At 38.0% G+C, this 18,899-nt stretch carries 20 protein-coding genes; 9 read left to right on the plus strand and 11 right to left on the minus strand.

The genetic code is table 11. The features are described 5' to 3' along the window. The first annotated feature begins 7 nt into the window (after positions 1-7). The 4 genes from LVD16_RS22510 (at position 8) to LVD16_RS22525 (ending at position 3,005) form a co-directional block, all read left to right on the plus strand. A complete protein-coding gene (locus LVD16_RS22510) occupies positions 8-361 on the plus strand; it encodes a hypothetical protein (protein WP_233770550.1) in 354 nt (117 codons plus the stop codon). 48 nt (positions 362-409) lie between these two features. Further along, positions 410-1,117 (plus strand): DNA alkylation repair protein, encoded by a 708-nt coding sequence (locus tag LVD16_RS22515; RefSeq protein WP_233770551.1) that lies wholly within the window; start codon positions 410-412, stop codon positions 1,115-1,117. Positions 1,118-1,232: 115 nt separating this feature from the next. After that, positions 1,233-2,135, plus strand: a complete 903-nt coding sequence (locus LVD16_RS22520) for a YihY/virulence factor BrkB family protein (protein ID WP_233770552.1) — start codon at positions 1,233-1,235, stop codon at positions 2,133-2,135. A gap of 63 nt (positions 2,136-2,198) precedes the next feature. Beyond that, positions 2,199-3,005 (plus strand): DUF6503 family protein, encoded by an 807-nt coding sequence (locus LVD16_RS22525; RefSeq protein ID WP_233770553.1) that lies wholly within the window; start codon positions 2,199-2,201, stop codon positions 3,003-3,005. Here the strand turns inward: LVD16_RS22525 and LVD16_RS22530 are convergent, their stop codons facing one another. Together LVD16_RS22530 and bshB1 are read right to left on the minus strand one after the other, a co-directional pair. Next, positions 3,006-3,398 (minus strand): DUF2721 domain-containing protein, encoded by a 393-nt coding sequence (locus LVD16_RS22530; protein WP_233770554.1) that lies wholly within the window; start codon positions 3,396-3,398, stop codon positions 3,006-3,008. Between the two features lie 8 nt (positions 3,399-3,406). After that, positions 3,407-4,126 (minus strand): bacillithiol biosynthesis deacetylase BshB1, encoded by a 720-nt coding sequence (gene bshB1, locus LVD16_RS22535; RefSeq protein ID WP_233770555.1) that lies wholly within the window; start codon positions 4,124-4,126, stop codon positions 3,407-3,409. A 190-nt stretch (positions 4,127-4,316) separates the two neighbouring features. Here bshB1 and LVD16_RS22540 point away from each other — a divergent pair, with 190 nt between their 5' ends. Both LVD16_RS22540 and LVD16_RS22545 read left to right on the plus strand, forming a co-directional pair. Then, positions 4,317-5,027, plus strand: coding sequence for a YebC/PmpR family DNA-binding transcriptional regulator (locus tag LVD16_RS22540; protein WP_233770556.1), 711 nt, complete (start codon positions 4,317-4,319; stop codon positions 5,025-5,027). Then, positions 5,028-5,507: a hypothetical protein gene (locus tag LVD16_RS22545; RefSeq protein ID WP_233770557.1), complete on the plus strand. Its 480-nt coding sequence runs from the start codon at positions 5,028-5,030 to the stop codon at positions 5,505-5,507. Here the strand turns inward: LVD16_RS22545 and LVD16_RS22550 are convergent. Further along, a complete protein-coding gene (locus LVD16_RS22550) occupies positions 5,504-6,976 on the minus strand; it encodes a dihydrolipoyl dehydrogenase family protein (protein ID WP_233770558.1) in 1,473 nt (490 codons plus the stop codon). The genes LVD16_RS22545 and LVD16_RS22550 overlap by 4 nt on opposite strands. Positions 6,977-7,325: 349 nt before the next feature. Between LVD16_RS22550 and LVD16_RS22555 the strand changes: the two genes are divergently transcribed. Genes LVD16_RS22555 through LVD16_RS22565 form a run of 3 tightly spaced genes read left to right on the plus strand, consistent with a single transcriptional unit; the run spans position 7,326 to position 11,347 of the window. After that, entirely contained in the window at positions 7,326-7,463 is a 138-nt protein-coding gene (locus tag LVD16_RS22555) for a hypothetical protein (RefSeq protein WP_233770559.1), read from the plus strand. A gap of 56 nt (positions 7,464-7,519) precedes the next feature. Then, positions 7,520-7,975, plus strand: coding sequence for a UCP032817 domain-containing protein (locus tag LVD16_RS22560; RefSeq protein WP_233770560.1), 456 nt, complete (start codon positions 7,520-7,522; stop codon positions 7,973-7,975). Positions 7,976-8,032: 57 nt separating this feature from the next. After that, entirely contained in the window at positions 8,033-11,347 is a 3,315-nt protein-coding gene (locus tag LVD16_RS22565) for an ATP-binding protein (RefSeq protein ID WP_233770561.1), read from the plus strand. On the opposite strand, the gene LVD16_RS22570 is transcribed toward LVD16_RS22565, so the two are convergent. The 8 genes from LVD16_RS22570 to trpC form a co-directional block, all read right to left on the minus strand. Beyond that, complete coding sequence (locus LVD16_RS22570; RefSeq protein ID WP_233770562.1) at positions 11,328-12,179, minus strand: prephenate dehydrogenase; 852 nt, start codon at positions 12,177-12,179, stop codon at positions 11,328-11,330. The two genes, LVD16_RS22565 and LVD16_RS22570, sit on opposite strands and share 20 nt — an antisense overlap. A 3-nt stretch (positions 12,180-12,182) precedes the next feature. Beyond that, the gene (locus LVD16_RS22575) at positions 12,183-13,331 is read right to left on the minus strand and encodes a pyridoxal phosphate-dependent aminotransferase (RefSeq protein WP_233770563.1); all 1,149 of its coding nucleotides are present in this window, start codon (positions 13,329-13,331) and stop codon (positions 12,183-12,185) included. Positions 13,332-13,340: 9 nt separating this feature from the next. Further along, entirely contained in the window at positions 13,341-14,117 is a 777-nt protein-coding gene (phhA, locus tag LVD16_RS22580; RefSeq protein WP_233770564.1) for a phenylalanine 4-monooxygenase, read from the minus strand. A gap of 217 nt (positions 14,118-14,334) precedes the next feature. Continuing rightward, complete coding sequence (aroF, locus tag LVD16_RS22585) at positions 14,335-15,345, minus strand: 3-deoxy-7-phosphoheptulonate synthase (protein WP_233770565.1); 1,011 nt, start codon at positions 15,343-15,345, stop codon at positions 14,335-14,337. Positions 15,346-15,348: 3 nt separating this feature from the next. Further along, the gene (gene trpA / locus LVD16_RS22590; RefSeq protein WP_370687621.1) at positions 15,349-16,134 is read right to left on the minus strand and encodes a tryptophan synthase subunit alpha; all 786 of its coding nucleotides are present in this window, start codon (positions 16,132-16,134) and stop codon (positions 15,349-15,351) included. A gap of 153 nt (positions 16,135-16,287) precedes the next feature. Further along, positions 16,288-17,469, minus strand: a complete 1,182-nt coding sequence (gene trpB, locus LVD16_RS22595) for a tryptophan synthase subunit beta (protein ID WP_233770566.1) — start codon at positions 17,467-17,469, stop codon at positions 16,288-16,290. Then, entirely contained in the window at positions 17,454-18,095 is a 642-nt protein-coding gene (locus LVD16_RS22600; protein ID WP_233770567.1) for a phosphoribosylanthranilate isomerase, read from the minus strand. Before LVD16_RS22600 ends, trpB begins: the two co-directional genes overlap by 16 nt. Then, the gene (trpC, locus tag LVD16_RS22605; protein ID WP_233770568.1) at positions 18,082-18,897 is read right to left on the minus strand and encodes an indole-3-glycerol phosphate synthase TrpC; all 816 of its coding nucleotides are present in this window, start codon (positions 18,895-18,897) and stop codon (positions 18,082-18,084) included. Before trpC ends, LVD16_RS22600 begins: the two co-directional genes overlap by 14 nt. Between the last annotated feature and the right edge of the window lie 2 nt (positions 18,898-18,899).

The following is an 18,899-nucleotide window of genomic DNA, read 5'->3' on the forward strand; positions in this document are numbered from 1 at the left end:
GGAATAAATGTCGGTAACTCACCAGAAAATAAAACATCAAACTACGGAGCACATATACTGCTATGCAGCACATCTTATGCTGCAGGACAATATGAGTGTTCATCAGGTGAGTCACAATCTCAAATCTGAAGGTCTACCAGCCACACATGCAGAAACAGTCTCATCTCATGTAGCTACCACATTAGAAACCGCTAAATCAAAGCAAATAAAAAGAGACCTTTTCTTCGGAGGTCTGTGGTTTACTGCGGGAGTATGTATTTGGGCCGGAAATGCAGGACTTATAGCACTTGCTCCGATAGTTTTAGGGACAATTCAATTGCTAAGGAGCATGCCCTTACTATCCAGATTTTCCAAAAGTTAATTTCAACCTTTCAGCCTACATTATTTCTAGTTCTCGTAAATTGCCCTTATGCTAGAAATCTTAGAGCTTCTTCGCTCCACATTAACTGATAACAGTAATGAAAAAATAAAGGCCTCAAGCCAACGATTTTTCAAAAATGAAATTAAGGCTTATGGCATAAAACTCCCCGTTTTAAAGACGCTCATTAAGCCATACAATGCCGAACTTAAGCACCTCCCAAAATCGGAAATATTTAGCCTCTGCGAAGAACTATGGAAATCTCAGATTTTTGAAGAGGGCATCGTGGCATGCCACTGGTCTTTGATTCCAAAGAAAAAATTTGAGGCTTCTGATTTAAAAATCTTTGAAAAGTGGATTACACAATATATAGACAACTGGGCTACCTGTGACACATTCTGTAACCACACAGTAGGCACTCTTCTATTGCAATTTCCCCAATGCTTAGATACTGTAATGCAATGGAGTAAAATGGATCATCGTTGGGCACAAAGAGCCTCTGCCGTTTCATTAATAATACCAGCCAGAAAGGGGTATTTTCTAAATGAATCTTTTGAAATAGCCAAAACGCTTTTAGAAAGTGATGATGACATGGTGCAAAAAGGTTATGGTTGGTTACTTAAAGTACAGACCAAACATCATGAAAATGAGGTGTTTAAATTTGTTATGAAGCATAAAGACATCATGCCGAGAACAGCACTGCGCTATGCAATCGAAAAGATGCCCGATGATCTCAAAAAGCAAGCCATGAAACGATAGGCATAATTTCTCAAGCCTAAGTAAAACATTTATATTAAAAGCACGATTTTATACTAGTGGAATAGATTATAGAGAAATTTGCTATAGCTTTGATTCTTTGTTTATAGTGCTCCTTATGATGAAAACCCTTCGAAACCTCTTTAAAATGATGGTAATGGCCTTTAATGATTTCAAAAGGAATCAGCCTTTACTATTAGGGTCTTCAACCGCATTCTTCACAGTATTCAGCTTACCTCCAATCATTATTATTCTGGTTGGCTTCCTGAGTATATATTTCAAACAAGAAATGCTATCTGAGCATCTTTTCGACGAAATAGAAAAGTACTTTGGAGATGGCACCGCTCAGCAGATTCACAACATAGTTCAAAATTTCAGAAACAAGGCCAGCAGCACATGGATTGCCATAGGTGGCAGCGTGTTCTTGATTTTTGTTTCTACCACCCTATTTCACGTTATCAGGCAGGCTCTTAATCGTATCTGGAATATCAGAACTAAGTCTGGCAAGAAGTTTAAATACAACCTGACTCAGAGGCTCATATCATTCATTTTAATACTTGTAAGTGGTGTACTATTCTTTGGATCTCTGGTAGCTGATGCATCCGTAGCTATGCTTAGAAACTACCTGGACCAGCTTATACCTGAAGTTGATGCATTCATAGTCATGATAATCAGCTACTTGCTCTCATTATCCACGGTAACACTGTGGTTTGCTATCTTATTTAAATACTTACCAGATGCCAAGCTAAATGGAAAAATAGCTATCTATGGCGGCGCTTTTACGGCTGTCTTGTTTAACATTGGTAAGTATGTCCTTGGCCATTTCCTGGTTACGGATAACATTAATGACATTTTTGGCACCTCGGCATCCATAATGGTCTTATTGCTGTTTATCTTTTATTGCTCGATGATCATGTACTATGGCGCCACCTTCACAAAGGTCTATGCCGAGCATGCTGGAAAGAATATCCAGCCTAAGAAAAATGCGGAACTATACGAATTAACGCCGGTGGAAGAGTAATGTCACTTAGTTGACATAAATACTCATGTTCAAACATTAATATTGCAGCTTAAACTAATCAATATGAATAGAATAAAAACTGCAATCCTTGCTCTGTTAATCATCTCCTGCTCAGCACCAAGTAAGGAAGACAACAAGGACAACAATATAACAGATTCTGAACCCAAGATGGAATATCCAGACCTTTTGTCTAAGGTACTGGAAGCACATGGCGGCCTTGATAAATGGAAGTATTACGGCTCGTTACAATATGAGGCTGTCTCTACCTTAGGGGGTGAAAAAAGGGAGCGCCAATCAATCGACCTATATTCGCGAAAGGTGCTGATAGAGTCTGACAATTATAAGCTTGGAATGGATGGTGAAAATGTTTGGGTGGCTCCTAATAAAGAAGCCTTTGGAGAAATGTCGCCTCGCTTTTATCATAATCTCCTGTTCTACTTCTTCTCCATACCTTTTGTATTCGCCGATCCAGGGATCCAATATGAGGAACTAGGAACCAGAACCTTAGATTCTATTACTTATGACGCATTGAAGATTTCATATCAAGGTGGTGTTGGTGATGCCTCTAATGACGAATACATTGGACTTTTTGATCAGGAGACTCATCAGTTAAAGCTACTTTTATATACAGTGACCTACTTCAGCGGTGAAAAACACAATAATTTTAACGCTTTAAAGTATGATTGGCAGAAAGCAAATGGTTTACTAGTACCATCGGCCATTACTGGCTATAAATATGAAGCTGATACACTGGGAGATATCAGGTATAAGACAGAATTTCAAAATGTATCATTCAGGCATGAAGATTTTGCGGATGAAATGTTTGAGATGCCCGAATCAGCAGAAATAGATAGTCTTAAACAGCGCTAACTATTTAATTTCCATATCACTAAGCTCCAGATTAAGTGCTTTTGTACTGATCTGGAGTTCTATCATAGATATACCTAAGGATACAAGTAGGCAGATCATACTTGTGCCGAAAATATAGCTGCCCCACTCCTGCTTATCCTGAAAAAGCATAAACATACTTAGCACACATAAGAAGAAACTGAAGACGCCTGTGATCTGCATATTTTTTATAAGCCGAAGACGCCTTCTTAAATTTTTTATCTGCCCATAAGTTTCCTTATTAGGATCTTCCTTCACCCTTACGTTCAAACTTCTTATCAATGATGCAATGGCCAAAAACCTATTCGTATAGGCCAAAAGCAATAATGAGATAGCTGGAAATAATAATGCAGGTGTAGTTACACTTATAGACATACGAACAATTATAACAGATTAAACAAGTTCTTCACTCCTAAGTGACGGTTGATTGTGAATCCTTCTCCATAAGCAGCGCCCACACTGTGTCCTAAATCCTTACCTCTGGCCTCCAAAAGCTTCATAAATTCTGGCGATGAGATGTAAGTTTCAGGCTCAGTGCTGTTGGGGTCAAAGAACTGAGATTTAAAAGCTCTTACTGCTTCCATCTTAGTTTCCCAATGCTCGCTCACATCCACTACAAAGTCAGGCTTAATATAAACACTCTGAATATAATGATAAACAGATTTAGGTCTCCATGGCTCTAATATGTTACCTTCCTCATCGGTCAGTTCTATTTTAGACAGCCCGGCAAGAAAGTAGGCATCTACCACCAGTCTGGCTGCTTTTCCATGATCAGGATGCCTGTCAGTAACGGCATTCGCCAGAACTATCTCTGGTCTGTACTTCCTCATAGCCTTGGCCACTTCCAGCTGATGATATTTATCATTCACAAAAAAAGCATCTTCAAAACCCAGGTTATCGCGTACGCTTAAACCCAATATCTTGGCAGAATTACCTGCTTCTACTTCTCTAATTTCTGCTGTTCCTCTGGTTCCCATTTCACCTCGGGTGAAATCTACTACTCCAACTTTATATCCTTGCTTCACATGCGCAGCTAAAGTTCCTGCACAGCTTAATTCGGTATCATCAGGATGGGCAGCAAAAGCCAAAACATCTAATTTCATATTTGCCTTATTTGAATTTCTAATCTTTTAGAATCGTAAATTTAGGGAATAAACCAGTAAAGGACTTTATTTTACTGTCCAATGAAAAGTGAAATCAGCTAATACAGTATTAATAAACCTTAAAAACATAATTTTTCTTCTTCATTTTGCGCGGATATTATAATTTCGCGTTTCTAAACACTATTACACAATGGGAAGAGCATTTGAATATAGAAGAGCAGCGAAAGAAAAGCGCTGGGACAAAATGTCCAAACTATTTCCAAAACTAGCAAAGGCAATTACGGTGGCTGCTAAAGAAGGCGGTACCGACCCCGACATGAACGCCAAGCTAAGAACGGCTATCCAAAATGCGAAGGCTGAAAATATGCCGAAGGATAACATAGATGCAGCCATTAAACGTGCCGAGGGTAAAGATGCTGATGCCTATGTAGAGGTTAACTATGAAGGAAAAGGTCCTCATGGTGTATTGGTATTTGTAGAATGTGCTACAGATAACACTACCCGTACCGTTGCAAATGTAAAATCATACTTCAATAAAGCTGGTGGTGGTTTAGTACCTACTGGCTCTTTAGAATTTATGTTTAACAGAAACGCCGTATTCGAGTTTGACAAAACAGATGAGATGGATCTGGAAGAGCTTGAGCTTGAGCTTATTGATGCTGGCATAGAAGAAATAGAAGAGAGAGATGAAAAAGTTTTTGTATATGGAGACTACACTAACTTCGGAACTATATCATCTGCATTAGACGGTTTGAACATTGAGGTAACAAAAGCTAACCTACAGCGTTTTCCTACTACGCCTGTGGAGTTTTCTGAAGAACAATTGGAAGAAATCGAAAAAATGCTCGATAAAATTGAAGATGATGATGACGTGCAGGCTGTTTACACAAACATTTCATAAATGTCGTCTAACACAACATCCATTAGCATTGCTAAAAAGTTAAAAACATTAACGTTAATACACTGGACAATAGTGCTCCCATTAGTTCTGGGAGCCGCAGTCCTTTTTTCTATTAACTTTCAAAGGCCCACAGTAGCACCCGGCGAAACTATCGATTATCTGATTTTCTTACCGCTCCTTGCCATGGTGGTGACCTTGCCCATAAGCAGCATATTCTACAACCAATCTTTAAAGAATAAGCTTCACCTTCCGCTAGAGAAAAAAATAGATGCCTATTTTTCAGCATCTATTATGAGAGACTCATTCCTTGAAATACCAGGTGTAATTACCTGTATTGTGAGCTATATCCTGGGCAACAGTGTAATACTGGCTTTGATTTTGATCATTCTGCTTAAGTTTTATGCCACACGACCAGTGGCTAAAAAGATATCTGCAGACCTTAGACTTAGCCGAAGCGAAGAAGATCAGCTACCTGTTTAATAAAGAATATCTTCATATTCTCCATTAACATGTACTTTGGCACTTAAATGACCTTTAAGAGCCTCAGGCTTGAATAAAGACGTTCCCATAAGCATTCTCGCGCACTCCTGCACGCCCTCTGTAATGGACGGATGCGGATGAACACATTCCGCTAATTCCTCTATCCCCTTATTCATACTTATCAGTAAAGCAACGGCTTGAATGGCACTGGATGCCTGATTACCCACTACCCGCATGCCTAACACCTTCATTTCACTATCATTAGTGACTAAAAGTTTAATAAAGCCTTGAGTATTTCTCTTTGCTATCGCTCTTGAGATACAGCGATAATCCAGTGTAACCACTTTATAAGAGATGCCTTTTTCAATAGCCTGCTTTTCATTTAGACCAACTCCGGCCACCTCAGGATTTAAGAACATAATGGTTGATATATTTTCATACATCAATGTTCTTTGTGGGTTTCCGAAAATGCGCTCTACCGCAAACCGGCCTTCCAATTCGCCTACATTTACCAAAGCTATATCAGCGGTAACATCTCCTACTGCATATATATTAGATTCGCTGGTTTGCGTCTGGTCATCATCTATTCCTCTTTGGTTGAGGTTAATATGGATGTTATTACTCCATAAATTATCGAAATTAGGTACCCTTCCTACAGACACCAATGCTTTTTCCACATTAAAAACCTCATTGGATCCATCAGTATATTCTAGCTCATATTCTACTCTGCCTCTAACTATCTCCATCCGCACTAACTGAGAGTTTCTATGGATATGAACACCATTATTCTCCATGTTTCGCTCAATTACGCTAACCACATCGCTGTCTTCAAATGGAAGAATATGATCACCTTTATCTATCAGGTGCACTTTGGTTTTACCAAAGCCAGAAAATATAGTCGCAAATTCACAACCTATCACCCCAGCACCAAGAATAACCATACTCTCTGGAAACTCTTCCAGCTTTTCTATTCCATCGCTGGTAAGGATATGCTCTTCATCTATTGGAATATTAGGTAATTTACGAGGTCTACTACCTGTGGCGATGATAATATTTTCACCGTAGACAATCTCCTCACTACCCTGACCCAATATTTGCACTTCATGTTCTGTAAGAATATGTGCTGCGCCTAACTTATAATCTATTAAATGAGACTCCTTTAGAGATTCAATATTCTCCAAGAGCATAGACTTGCGTTCATCAACGGCCTTCTGAACCTCTCTTTTTATCTCCTGAAAGTCAGCATTAGGCATCTCAAGATTGAACCTACTCAGGTGCCTGCTAACTAAATGAACATCTCTGGAGATTTCCCACCAGGTCTTTGATGATAATGCACCATTTGAAACCCCAGCTCCTCCGATAGTCTGTTTTTCTATAAGAAGAACTTTCTTCTTAAAATCCAATGCTCTCATAGCCGCAGCATATCCTGAGGGCCCCGCTCCAATAACTATCAAGTCATATTTCTCCATACTCTAAGACAATTTATTAAATATACAATTTATGTAAAATATAGCCACATGTTAACCGTTTAAACATGAGGTAGTTCAATTTTGGAAGAAATCATTCAACTCATTTTTTAATTTTATAAAAAATATTACTTCCTTCTTACATCTAGGTGAAATATCACCAAATCTTCTAATATTATTATTTGCATTTTAACTTCTATTATATATCTGATTTCCGGAGGATATAATATTTTTATAATATAATTTATTTATGTTTAAAATATTCTGATATTTTTTATTGATTAAGGGTATCAACAGCCATAATATTGCATTGTTATTAACAATTTTTGTAACCATTTAAACTTTTAAAGAAATGAAAACTGTAGCTGTTGAAAAGAACGAAATGAAAAGAGAAGAATTAATTTCTAACCTTTTAGAAAAGAATAAAAGCACTAAATCACCTTCATGCACTATAGGTAAATGCTATGCAATCGGTGATATACTAGGATAATATTAACTGCCTTCCTCTCACTAAATTGATGAGGAAGGCATCTTAACTCTAATCATATGAAGACACTTGAAAAAGCATTAGATTGTGAAGATGAAAAAGTCATTTTAGAAGGCTTTATGAAGAGATACGATGTATCATACCCTGAAGCTCAAGACATCTTCAATGAAACTAAAAAATGGCTATGGCTGGCCTCAAAAAGTGCAGAAGATCAAAATTTCTCTCTTTTTATAGATCAACCTCTCACCATTATAGATGAAATGTGGCATACATTTATCTTATATACTCGAGCATATTACAAATATTGTTTTAATAAATTCAATAGGCTCATTCATCACGACCCAGCTTCCGAATCTGAAAATCAGCTGACTAATAATATTGACCCAAAAACTCTTTTGGAAACTCAGTATAACTTAATCTATGATTATTTAGGTCGCGAAACTCTTATAAAATGGTATGATACTTTACCCTCAAAGTATACCTTAGAATACATTAAATCCATTAAAAAAGCTTAATTCTTCATAACCTAATTTTAATATTAGTACTGAAATGTTATTTTAGCATCCATTCCGATGGATGCTATTTCACCAATTCAAATACAGCAATCAAAGAGAGCAATTCTGCTTTATATTATATTTACACTTAGCTTTAGCGTAAATTTATATTCACAGGGTGATTTCTTAATAGATGATTTCAACCAAACAATTTATAATGCATCTCCTTCCAACTGGGGTTGTACTCAAACTGGCCTTGGAACATTATTTTTCGCCAATTATGATGGGGTGACCACTTATGATGGAAACACATGGTCATTAATGACCATAAATAATAATTCAGCTTGCTTATCAATAGCTAGTACTTCATCAAACAAAATCTATGTAGGGTTACAAAATGATTTTGGTTTTTTATCACCTAATGAAAGGGGAGCTCTTTCTTTTCACTCATTGAAGGATCAAATTAATAGCAAGATTAATTTGAGTCCATTCTATAAAATCTTCACCATACTTGACACTGCGTACTTTTATTCTGACAACTTAATTGTAAAATATTCGAATGGTAATTTAATACATTGGATTTCTGAAAATGGCAGTTTTAGTGATCTTTTTGAGGTCAACAATAAAGTGTATGCCCTATTAAATGATGGCATATATTCTATTAAAGCAAAAAACATGAATAAGCTTCCCAATTCAGAAAAATTAGTTCAGCATAAGATAATTTTCTTATCATCCAAAGGCAACAAACTTCTAGTTGGAACCCATGAATCCGGATTTTTTGAATATGACAAGGGAAACATAAAGAAAATATCAGCTTCACATCTAGAAAAAATTAAAAGACCTGTCTATACAACAGCATATTCCAATAACCTTCACCTTCCATTTGAATATGCATTGGGCACCTTAGGCAATGGAATTGTTTTCATCGATAAGGACTTTAATTACGTTTCTACACTTAACGAAAAAAATGGTCTATCAAGCTCTGTCATTAAAGGTTTAACCATAGATAACAATTACAATCTATGGTCCACAATGCAAGAAGGGGTAGCCAGAATAGAAACCTCATCACCATTTAAAAAAATTCTTCCTCTAGATGATTTATCGTGCACTATATTTAGTATAATTAATTACCAAAATAGAATATATATAGGTACCAGCATTGGACTCTACTTCCTAGAGAACAACCAAATTCACAAAATCTCAGACCTTAATACAGCAATTTGGGATTTGATAACTTATAAAGATCAACTGATCATAGGAACAGATGACGGGTTATATTTCATGCAAAATGAAGCGCTAACAGAAAGATCAGATTTTATAAAAGTCACCAAACTTTATATAAGCAAGAACAAAAAATTAATTATTGGTCATGCCAAAGGAGTCAGTTTGTTGGACATAGATCAACCTACCTTAGGAGAAAAAACCTTTAATATTCCACCCTCTAGGTACAATTCTATAATGGAAGATGATTTTGGCAATCTATGGATCAGTTCAAAATTTGATGGAATATATCAAATTAAAAACCCATTGGATTCCACATATGAAATTCAAAAATACAATGAAGCAGATGGATTGCCTGATACAAATGAGATTCAAATAATACAGCTGAATAAAAAGCAATATTTCACTAGCTCCAACGGATTTTACCAATTCAACAATAATACAACAACGTTTTTAAAAGATTCTTCAATTGTCGATTACGGTTATGATATAAATAATGTCACAGTAACAACAACCAATGACCTTATTCTGTCAACAAAAAACGATGAAAATAGAACATTTTTAATACAGTTAAAGAATACTAAATCAGGATATAGAACTGTATCCATTCCGTATAGACGGCTTCCTAATATGTCCATAGACGCTATCTATCAAGACGACAGCCTAATATGGATCGCCGGTAGTGCCGGGTTATTTTACTTCAATGAAAACATAAAAAAAGATTACCAGATTCCTTATAATACTCTGATAAGGCAAGTTTCGACGAATGACTCTACAATTTTCTACGGAAGTTATTTTAGCTCAAAGGATACGGCACAAGTAAAAGCCATATTGAAAGATCAACCAGATAATTTCAAGCCGACTCTCACTTATTCAGAAAACAACATCACCTTTCAATACAGCGCTGCCTTCTATGAAGTTCCTGAAAACAACCAGTATAGCTATTATCTGGAAAACAATGACAAGGGGTGGTCTAAGTGGAGTACAGAGCACAAAAAAGAATACAGCAACTTATCTCCGGGCACATATACATTCCATGTTAAGTCGAAAAACATATATGAATTTGAAGGTAGCATTGCCACCTATGAATTCACCATCCTTCCACCATGGTACAGGACATGGTATGCATATATAGGCTATGTTTTATTGGCTGGTTTATTGATCTGGGGAATGATATTGGCTTATACATTCCGAGTACGGATGCAGCGTCAAAAGCTTAAGCTCGTAGTGGCTGATCGAACGTTTGAGGTTTTAAGTCAGAAAAAAGAAATCGAAAAGCAGAAAAGCCTGCTGGAGACCCAATTTGAACAAATCAAAGAACAGCGAGACAATATACAAAGTAAAAATCTGGAGCTTAGTATGGCTCAGAGAGAAACTTCCAAAGCTAATTTAGCCCTTCAGGAACTTAATAATAATTTAGAAAAAGAGGTAGAAGATCGAACCAGCAGGATAAAAAGTATGCTTGAAGAGCTCCAAAAAACCAATAAAGAACTTGATCATTTCATATACCGTGCCTCTCATGATTTAAAGGGGCCGATAAGTAGAATAAGTGGTTTAACTTCCCTCGCAAAACTTGAAGTGGCTGACTCTAACAGCAAAAACTATATAGATCTCATAGACTTCACGGCCAACAATATGAAGTCTACACTTACCAAACTCACTCAGGTGCATGACTTGATGAGTACTGAGTTAAATATTGAAGAAGTAGACTTTGCCTCGCTCATCAGCTCTATCCGGACGTCCATTAAATATCTGGAAAAGGATGCAGGGGTTATCAAATACAAGTTTGATTTTGACAAGGACTTAACAATCAAGACTGATAGTTATCGATTGAGTATCATAATTGCAAATCTCATTGAAAATGCCATTATTTATAGAAGATCTTCTCAGGATGAGCATTCTATTGACATCCGAGCTTACAAAGAAGCCGAGAGTCTGAAAATTATGGTATCTGACTCTGGTATTGGCTTGAAAGAAGATCAGTTTGACAAAATATTTGATATGTTCGTTAAGGTTAATGACAATAACAACGGTAGCGGACTAGGTCTTTACCTCACCAAGCTAGCTCTAAATAGATTAAATGGCTCAATCAGTGTTCAAAGCAAGATAAACACTTTCACAACTTTCACAGTAACGTTACCATTAGTTCCTCCTAGCGAATCCCATCAATAATAGGTCTTATCTTATTAGCCTCTTTCATAAATTCATTCATTTCTTCAGCGTTCTTCTTATCCAGCAACTCTTTAAAAGAACTTAGCTGCTTTATATATGTCTCCAAGGCTCCGGATAAGTTATTCTGATTTTGAACAAAAATTGGCGACCACATCTCCGGTGAGCTTTTGGCCAACCTTACCGTAGAGGCAAAGCCGGAGCCAGCCATGGCAAAAATGTGCTTTTCGTCCTTCTCCTTTTCAAGTACAGTAGTACTAAGCGCAAAGGAAGAAATATGACTCAAATGACTTACGTAGGCAATATGTAAATCATGATCTTTAGGCGTCATACTAACCACTTTCATGGCAAGATTCTTACAGATTTCATGAAATAGGTTGAGTTGAACCTCTCCACTTCTCTCCTGCTCGCAGAGGATCATGATTTTATCTTCAAACAAGGTGGAAAACGCAGCTTGTGGACCAGAATACTCGGTCCCTGCCATTGGGTGGGCAGCAACAAAACACTTTCTATTTTTATGCTCAGCCACGGATAAGCAGACAGCTTCTTTAGTGGAGCCAAAATCAATGATAAGCTGATCATCTTTAACTAAATCAAGCACTTGTGGTAATAGCTTGGTCAATGCATCTACCGGGATGGCCAGGATGACCACATCCACCTGATTTACTGCTTCTTCAAGACTTTCATATCGATCTATTATGCCTAATTCTTTAGCCTTTTCAAGGTTATCAATGTTTTTATCAACACCAACTACCTCCACATTTAATCGTCTTCTTTTTACTGCTAGTGCAAAAGAACCACCGATAAGACCTACTCCTACTAATGCTATTTTCATATTTTAAAGTCGTGCTAAAGCTTCATTGTACACCTCCACGTCACTGCAGAGAGAAATTCTGACATATTCTTTACCCTTATCGCCAAATATAAATCCTGGCGTAATGAAAATATGCTTTTCATGCAGAAGCCTTTCTACCAGGTCCTCCGCACTTTTTTCACTTTCAGATATCTTTGCCCAGACAAACATGCCCTGCTGGCTTTTGCTATAGGTACAATTAAGTTTATCCATAATCTCCTGCACCTTCAATCTTCTTTCTTTGTAGATTGAATTTACTGAATCGAACCAATCATCACCCAGTTTTAAAGCCTCAACTGCGGCTAACATGAGTGGCTTGAACATACCCGAATCAACGTTGCTCTTTATTTTAATAATGGCCTGAATATAATCACTAGCACCAGCTACCCAGCCAATTCGCCAGCCAGCCATATTGAATGATTTACTCATAGAGTTGAGCTCAATAGCAACCTCCTTAGCCCCTGGAATGGAAAAGATGCTAGTGGGTTTACCAGAAGGTAGGATAAGACTATAAGGATTATCATGACAAAGCAATACTTTCTTCTCCGCAGCCAGCTTAACAAAACGTGCTAGCACCTCATTACTGGCTGGCTGCCCAGTAGGCATATGCGGATAATTGAGCCATAATAATTTGACTTTCGAATAATCTAGTTGATCCAAAAACTGCCAATCGGGCTCCCAGCTATCTTCTTTTATAGGAAAGCGGATCACCTCTGCGCCACACATTTCGGCTACTGATCCGTAAGCGGGGTAGCAAAGCTCTGGAACCAGCACCTGATCTCCTGGATTTAGAAACGCAAGTGAGATATGAGTAATACCCTCTTTGGAGCCAATCAGTGGCAATATTTCATTGGCAGGGTTAAGCTCAACAGAAAAAATCCGCTGAAGCCATTCGCTGATGGCTTGCCGTAACTCCGGCAAGCCTTGGTATGATTGATACCCATGATTACCATCTTTAAAGATTTCTTCTGAAGCTTTCTTTAAAACAGATTGTGCCGGAGCTAAGTCAGGGCTACCTATGGCCAGGTTAAGAACCTTCTTGCCTTCGGATTGCATTTGTCGCACCTGAGCCAGCTTTTGAGAAAAGTAATATTCTTTTACCTGTCCCAGCCTATCAGCGGTAGAAATAATCATGGGTATTTATTATTTAAGGGCTTTTAGCTTTTCGTTTAATTTGCTTACTACCTCATCAATAGAATGGTACAACTGATCGTAAGAATCTATGATGAAGTATTTTTCCTGAAAAGTATCTTTTCTGTATGGAGTATCCAAAATTTGGTCAACATTGTAAGCAAAATGTTGCGGTTCATCACTTAGAGAAAACTTGGTTTCACCAGCTGAACTTAAGATTCCGGCACCATATATTCTTAGGCCAGCCTCTTCTCTGATCAGACCAAACTCTACTGTGAACCAGTAAATTCTTGAAAGCAATTCTATAGCAACAGGGTCGCCAGCGTGCTCAGCTCCTATTTTGCTTAGAGCCTGAAGATAATCTACAAAAGCCTGATTAGTAAGCAATGGCACATGAGCAAATACATCATGAAACATATCTGGCTCTTCCAGGTAATCTAACTCTTCCATAGTTCTTAACCAGGTAGTAGCAGGAAACTTCTTGTTAGACATAAGCTCAAAAAACAACTTATCATCCACAATGCCCTCTACAGCTACCAATTCCCAACCCGTAGCTTCTCTTAAGATCACATTGGTTTCTTCGAAATTTGGAATTTGCTGGTTAGTAAAATTCACTATGTCAAGTCCTTTCAAAAACTCTACTGTAGCAGCTTTTGGTAAGTTTACAATCTGACGGTCATAAAGAATCTGCCATACTTGCTGATCCTCAGCGGTATACTGATCATATACCTGCTGCATGTCTTTCAACGTAGGGATAACTCTTTGCTCAGATTTTGTAATTGCTTCCATTGTTTTAAAATTAGTTAAAAATAAAAAAGCCTGGTTCTCTTTCGGAACCAGGCTTGGTATATTCAGTTATTTAATGCTTAGTGTGTCATGAACATACAACTCCCATTCCGAAACTCATCATTCGGTAATAGTAGTAGTAATAATAGTTGTTCATGGTTTTCATATGGCCGTAAAAGTAATATTAATTTTCAAATTACCAAACAGAAAATTTATTTACTTAAAAGCTCTCTCTAAGCTCAAACGTCTTACGCAGCTTTTTAATTAGCTTTTCAGACTCTCTGAAGCTTAAAGTTTGCTGACCATCAGACCATGCCTCTTCTGGTACTTCATGCGTTTCGTAAATTACACCGTCGGCTCCGGCCATTACACAAGCTAAAGCCACTGGCTCTACATGATCTCTAATACCAATACCGTGAGAAGGATCCGCGATAACAGGCAGGTGAGACTTCTCTTTCAGAATAGCTATGGCGTTGATATCCATGGTATTTCTACTGGCCCTCTCGTAGGTTCTGATTCCTCTTTCGCAAAGCATAAGGTTCTCATTACCAGCTGAAAACACATATTCCGCAGAACCCAATAACTCTTCAATAGTTCCTGAGATACCTCTCTTAATTAACACGGGCTTATCCACTTTACCCAACTCATCTAATAAGTTAAAGTTCTGTGTGTTTCTGGCGCCCACCTGATAGATATCTACATAGTCATACATCTCCTCTATTTGAGACACCTGCATTACTTCGGTGATGATCTTTATACCAGCTTCTCTAGCCAGTTTGTACCAGGTTTTTAAACCATCATTACCCAAACCACGGAAAGAATATGGTGAGCTTCTCGGCTTATAAACACCACCACGCATAATTTTAATATTATTCTCTTTTAGGTGAGCAATGGTTTTTTCTATCTGTTCTTCTCCTTCTATAGAACAAGGACCCGCCATTAGTGCCATTCCTCCTTCTTCGATTGTTACGCCATCACCCAGGTCAATTACCGTGGGCTTTACTTTCCACTTTCTTGAAACCAACATGTTAGCGTCAGAAACGATGTGGATATCAGAAATACCTTTCATATGGCCAATCTCACGGATATCAAAATCCTTCTTTCCGATACCAATGATGTATTCGCCTTTTTGCGTTTTTACTTCTGTAGTCTTGTATTTTAAAGCCTCTACTTTATCTATTATGCTTTGCTTGTTACCTTCTGAGAGGCCTTTTTCTAATTGGATAATCATAACTTAACCTTTAATATCCTTTACAAATTTTTTAATACTATCTTCTGATGTGCCCTCGCTACCAAGGAACTTTATAAATGCGCTACCGATAATAGCACCACTGCTATACTCACAAGCCTGCGAGTAAGTACTGTTATTTGAGATTCCAAAACCAATCAAGGTTGGATTACCCAGGCTCATTTGTTTGATTCTATCAAAATACACTAACTGCTCCTCTGAAAAATCTCCTTTGGCTCCTGTAGTACTGGCGTTTGATACCATGTAGATGAAACCATCGGTATTATTATCGATCTCTTTAATTCGGCTTTCAGAAGTCTGAGGTGTGATTAAGAATACGTTTTTCAGCCCGTGAGCTTCAAATTTTTCTTTATACACAGCCATGTATTCAGCCATAGGAAGATCTGGCAAGATTAGTCCGTCTACGCCCACCTCTTCGCAGCTTTTGCAAAAGTTCTCTATACCAAATTGAATCACTGGGTTAATATATCCCATAAGTATAATTGGAATAGATACACTCTCTCTAATATTTTTGATCTGATCAAAAAGTAGCTTAATGGTCATGCCATTATCGAGTGCTATTTTGTTACTTTCCTGAATGGTAGGTCCGTCTGCCACAGGATCTGAGAACGGCATGCCTATCTCAATGATGTCAGCGCCTGCCTTCTCAAGATTCTGTGCTATCTCAAGGGTATTATCAAGCTTAGGAAAGCCTGCTGTATAATACACAGAGAGCACATCTTTCTTGTTTTGAAAGAGCTGATTTATTCTGTTTATAGTCGTTGTTTCCACTTTTTCTTTATTGTTTTATGCTTAGAGTTATTGGTTATTGGTTACTGAGTTAATAGTTATTGGTTATTGGTTACTGAGTTAATAGTTATTGGTTATTGGGTTATTTTCATACTCAATCCCTTTACTATTTACTATTTACTCTATACTAATGAATCAATATTGCCCCCATTTGATGTAGGTTTCCAAGTCCTTATCTCCTCTTCCTGATAGGTTTACCACAACAATATCTGAAGAGTTAAACTGCAGCTTTTTAAGGGCTGCCAGTGCGTGTGCGGATTCTATAGCTGGAATAATTCCTTCTAATTTACTTAGTTCCACTCCTGCTTTCATGGCTTCTTCATCGGTAGCATTTTCAAACTTCACTCGGCCCGTGTCAAACAAATGAGCGTGAATAGGTCCAATACCCGGGTAATCAAGGCCGGCTGAAATTGAATATGGTTCTACCACTTGTCCATCTTCTGTCTGCATAAGCAGTGTTTTACTTCCGTGAAGTACGCCTGGCTTACCTAAATAAGAAGTAGCCGCAGATTCACCTGAGTCTACACCTTTACCAGCAGCTTCTACAGCTACCAGCTTCACTTTTTCTTCATCCAGATAATGATAAAAAGCTCCGGCAGCGTTACTTCCTCCACCTACACAAGCAAGTACATAGTGAGGAAACTCAGTTCCTTCAGCTTCGTTGAGCTGCTTTCTCATCTCATCGCTGATCACACTTTGAAAACGCGCCACCATATCAGGGTAAGGATGTGGACCAACCACAGAACCAATGATATAGTGCGTATCTACAGGATGACTGATCCAGTGACGCATAGCCTCGTTAGTAGCATCTTTCAGGGTTTTACTACCACTTTTGGCTGGTATCACTTCAGCTCCTAAAATCTTCATACGCTCTACATTCGGTCTTTGACGAGCCATGTCAATTTCACCCATGTAAACAATGCATTCCATTCCCATAAGGGCACAAACTGTAGCCGTAGCCACACCATGCTGTCCTGCTCCTGTTTCAGCAATGATCTTTTTCTTCCCTAATTTTTGCGCCAAGATGATTTGCCCAATAGTGTTATTCACCTTGTGGGCACCGGTATGGCAAAGATCTTCACGCTTTAAGTAAATTTTAGCTCCATAATGCTCCGATAATCGGGATGCATAGTAGAGAGGCGTAGGTCTGCCTACATAATCTTTCAATAGCTTATGAAATTCAGACTTAAACTCGCTATCGTTCATGATAGCCAGGTAGTTCTCCCTTAGCTCTTCCACATTTGGGTAAAGCATCTCAGGAATATAGGCTCCACCGAATTGACCGTAGTAACCATTTTCATCTACACTGTATCGCATAGCATTTTATCTTTTAGCTGTTTTAATAATTCAATATTTTTTAGCCCAGGGCTTACTTCAAACTTGCTGTTCACGTCTATCGCATAGATGTTCACATTCTTGATATCAGAAACCTGCTCTACATTATCCAGATTGATTCCACCACTCAAGAACACCGGTTTGGATAAATGAACTTTCTCTAATCTTGACCAGTCAAAACTATGTCCTGTACCGCCAAATTGATCCGTTCTGGTGTCGAATAAGAAGTAATCTACCACTTCTTCATACACCTTAAACTCCATCCAGTCTAGTTCATTATTTCCTGAAAACACCTTGATAATAGTGATGTCGTGTTCTTTTAGCTTAGCGCAATACTCAACAGACTCATATCCATGCAGTTGCACAATGTCTAGCTGAAATTGCTTAACTAAATCCAGCACCTTATCCAGCTCTTCATTTACGAAGACGCCTATTTTCTTGATGATATCAGGAATAGTTTGAACATCTTCAGGAGTTAAATCCTCCACATATCTGGGAGATTTTGGGTAGAAAATAAATCCTACATAGTCTGGCTGAAGAGCCACTACCTCCTGGATATTGTGCTTTAAACCGCAAACCTTAAGTTTTATGTCCTTAAGCTTTGGCATAGTTCACTTTATCTATTTCACTTAGTTTCTCAATGAACCTTTCTGCTGATTTTTCCGGTCTACCGTTTTTCATAAACTTCTCGCCCATTAGAAAGCCTTCGAAGCCATGCTTTTTAAGTTCTACGATATCTTCAGGCTCATGAATACCACTTTCTGATACTTTTACAAACTCAGATGGGATTTTGGACGCCAGCGTAACAGAAGTATTTAAATCTACTTTGAATGAAGTAAGGTCTCTATTATTCACACCTAGTAAATCTACATGCTCGTTGATGCTTCTGGTCAGCTCAGCTTCATTGTGAACCTCTAAAAGCACTTCCATTCCTAGTGAATGAGCGAATTGCCCTAATGTCTTTATCTCTTCAGGAGTTAAAACAGCGGCAATCAAAAGAATAGCGTCTGCTCCAATTGATTTGGCCTCGATGATTTGATACTCATCTATGATAAAATCCTTTCTTAGGATAGGGCAAAAATTGAATTTTCTAGCTGTAGTTAGGTCCTCATTTTTACCTCCAAAGAATTTCGTATCAGTAAGCACTGAAAGCGCTGATGCTCCTGCCTGCATGTATCCGATAGACGTTCTTTCTATAGACACGTTGGCATTGATAATACCTTTTGAAGGTGACTTTCTCTTGATCTCAGCTATAACTCCTGATTTGTCTGCTCTACGGATGTACTTCCTTAAAGAAGCCGCTGGCGTTTCATAAAAAATGCTCTTCTCTAATAATCTTACCGGGAATAAATCTTTCTTCTCCTGTACCTCCTGGCGCTTATGCGCTACAATTTCTTCTAAAATATTCATAA

The sequence above is a fragment of the Fulvivirga ligni genome (genome assembly GCF_021389935.1).
Classification (GTDB): Bacteria; Bacteroidota; Bacteroidia; order Cytophagales; family Cyclobacteriaceae; genus Fulvivirga; species Fulvivirga ligni.

Bases quoted from the DNA above. Each gene is read 5' to 3' on its own strand.
- trpC (WP_233770568.1), bottom strand. From the start codon at position 18,897: ATGAATATTTTAGAAGAAATTGTAGCGCATAAGCGCCAGGAGGTACAG.
- bshB1 (WP_233770555.1), bottom strand. From the start codon at position 4,126: ATGAAATTAGATGTTTTGGCTTTTGCTGCCCATCCTGATGATACCGAA.
- LVD16_RS22550 (WP_233770558.1), bottom strand. From the start codon at position 6,976: ATGGAGAAATATGACTTGATAGTTATTGGAGCGGGGCCCTCAGGATAT.
- LVD16_RS22565 (WP_233770561.1), top strand. From the start codon at position 8,033: ATGGATGCTATTTCACCAATTCAAATACAGCAATCAAAGAGAGCAATT.
- LVD16_RS22560 (WP_233770560.1), top strand. From the start codon at position 7,520: ATGAAGACACTTGAAAAAGCATTAGATTGTGAAGATGAAAAAGTCATT.
- LVD16_RS22530 (WP_233770554.1), bottom strand. From the start codon at position 3,398: ATGTCTATAAGTGTAACTACACCTGCATTATTATTTCCAGCTATCTCA.
- LVD16_RS22600 (WP_233770567.1), bottom strand. From the start codon at position 18,095: ATGCCAAAGCTTAAGGACATAAAACTTAAGGTTTGCGGTTTAAAGCAC.
- LVD16_RS22570 (WP_233770562.1), bottom strand. From the start codon at position 12,179: ATGAAAATAGCATTAGTAGGAGTAGGTCTTATCGGTGGTTCTTTTGCA.
- LVD16_RS22540 (WP_233770556.1), top strand. From the start codon at position 4,317: ATGGGAAGAGCATTTGAATATAGAAGAGCAGCGAAAGAAAAGCGCTGG.
- LVD16_RS22525 (WP_233770553.1), top strand. From the start codon at position 2,199: ATGAATAGAATAAAAACTGCAATCCTTGCTCTGTTAATCATCTCCTGC.
- LVD16_RS22555 (WP_233770559.1), top strand. From the start codon at position 7,326: ATGAAAACTGTAGCTGTTGAAAAGAACGAAATGAAAAGAGAAGAATTA.
- aroF (WP_233770565.1), bottom strand. From the start codon at position 15,345: ATGATTATCCAATTAGAAAAAGGCCTCTCAGAAGGTAACAAGCAAAGC.
- trpB (WP_233770566.1), bottom strand. From the start codon at position 17,469: ATGCGATACAGTGTAGATGAAAATGGTTACTACGGTCAATTCGGTGGA.
- phhA (WP_233770564.1), bottom strand. From the start codon at position 14,117: ATGGAAGCAATTACAAAATCTGAGCAAAGAGTTATCCCTACGTTGAAA.
- LVD16_RS22575 (WP_233770563.1), bottom strand. From the start codon at position 13,331: ATGATTATTTCTACCGCTGATAGGCTGGGACAGGTAAAAGAATATTAC.
- LVD16_RS22520 (WP_233770552.1), top strand. From the start codon at position 1,233: ATGATGAAAACCCTTCGAAACCTCTTTAAAATGATGGTAATGGCCTTT.
- LVD16_RS22510 (WP_233770550.1), top strand. From the start codon at position 8: ATGTCGGTAACTCACCAGAAAATAAAACATCAAACTACGGAGCACATA.
- LVD16_RS22545 (WP_233770557.1), top strand. From the start codon at position 5,028: ATGTCGTCTAACACAACATCCATTAGCATTGCTAAAAAGTTAAAAACA.
- LVD16_RS22515 (WP_233770551.1), top strand. From the start codon at position 410: ATGCTAGAAATCTTAGAGCTTCTTCGCTCCACATTAACTGATAACAGT.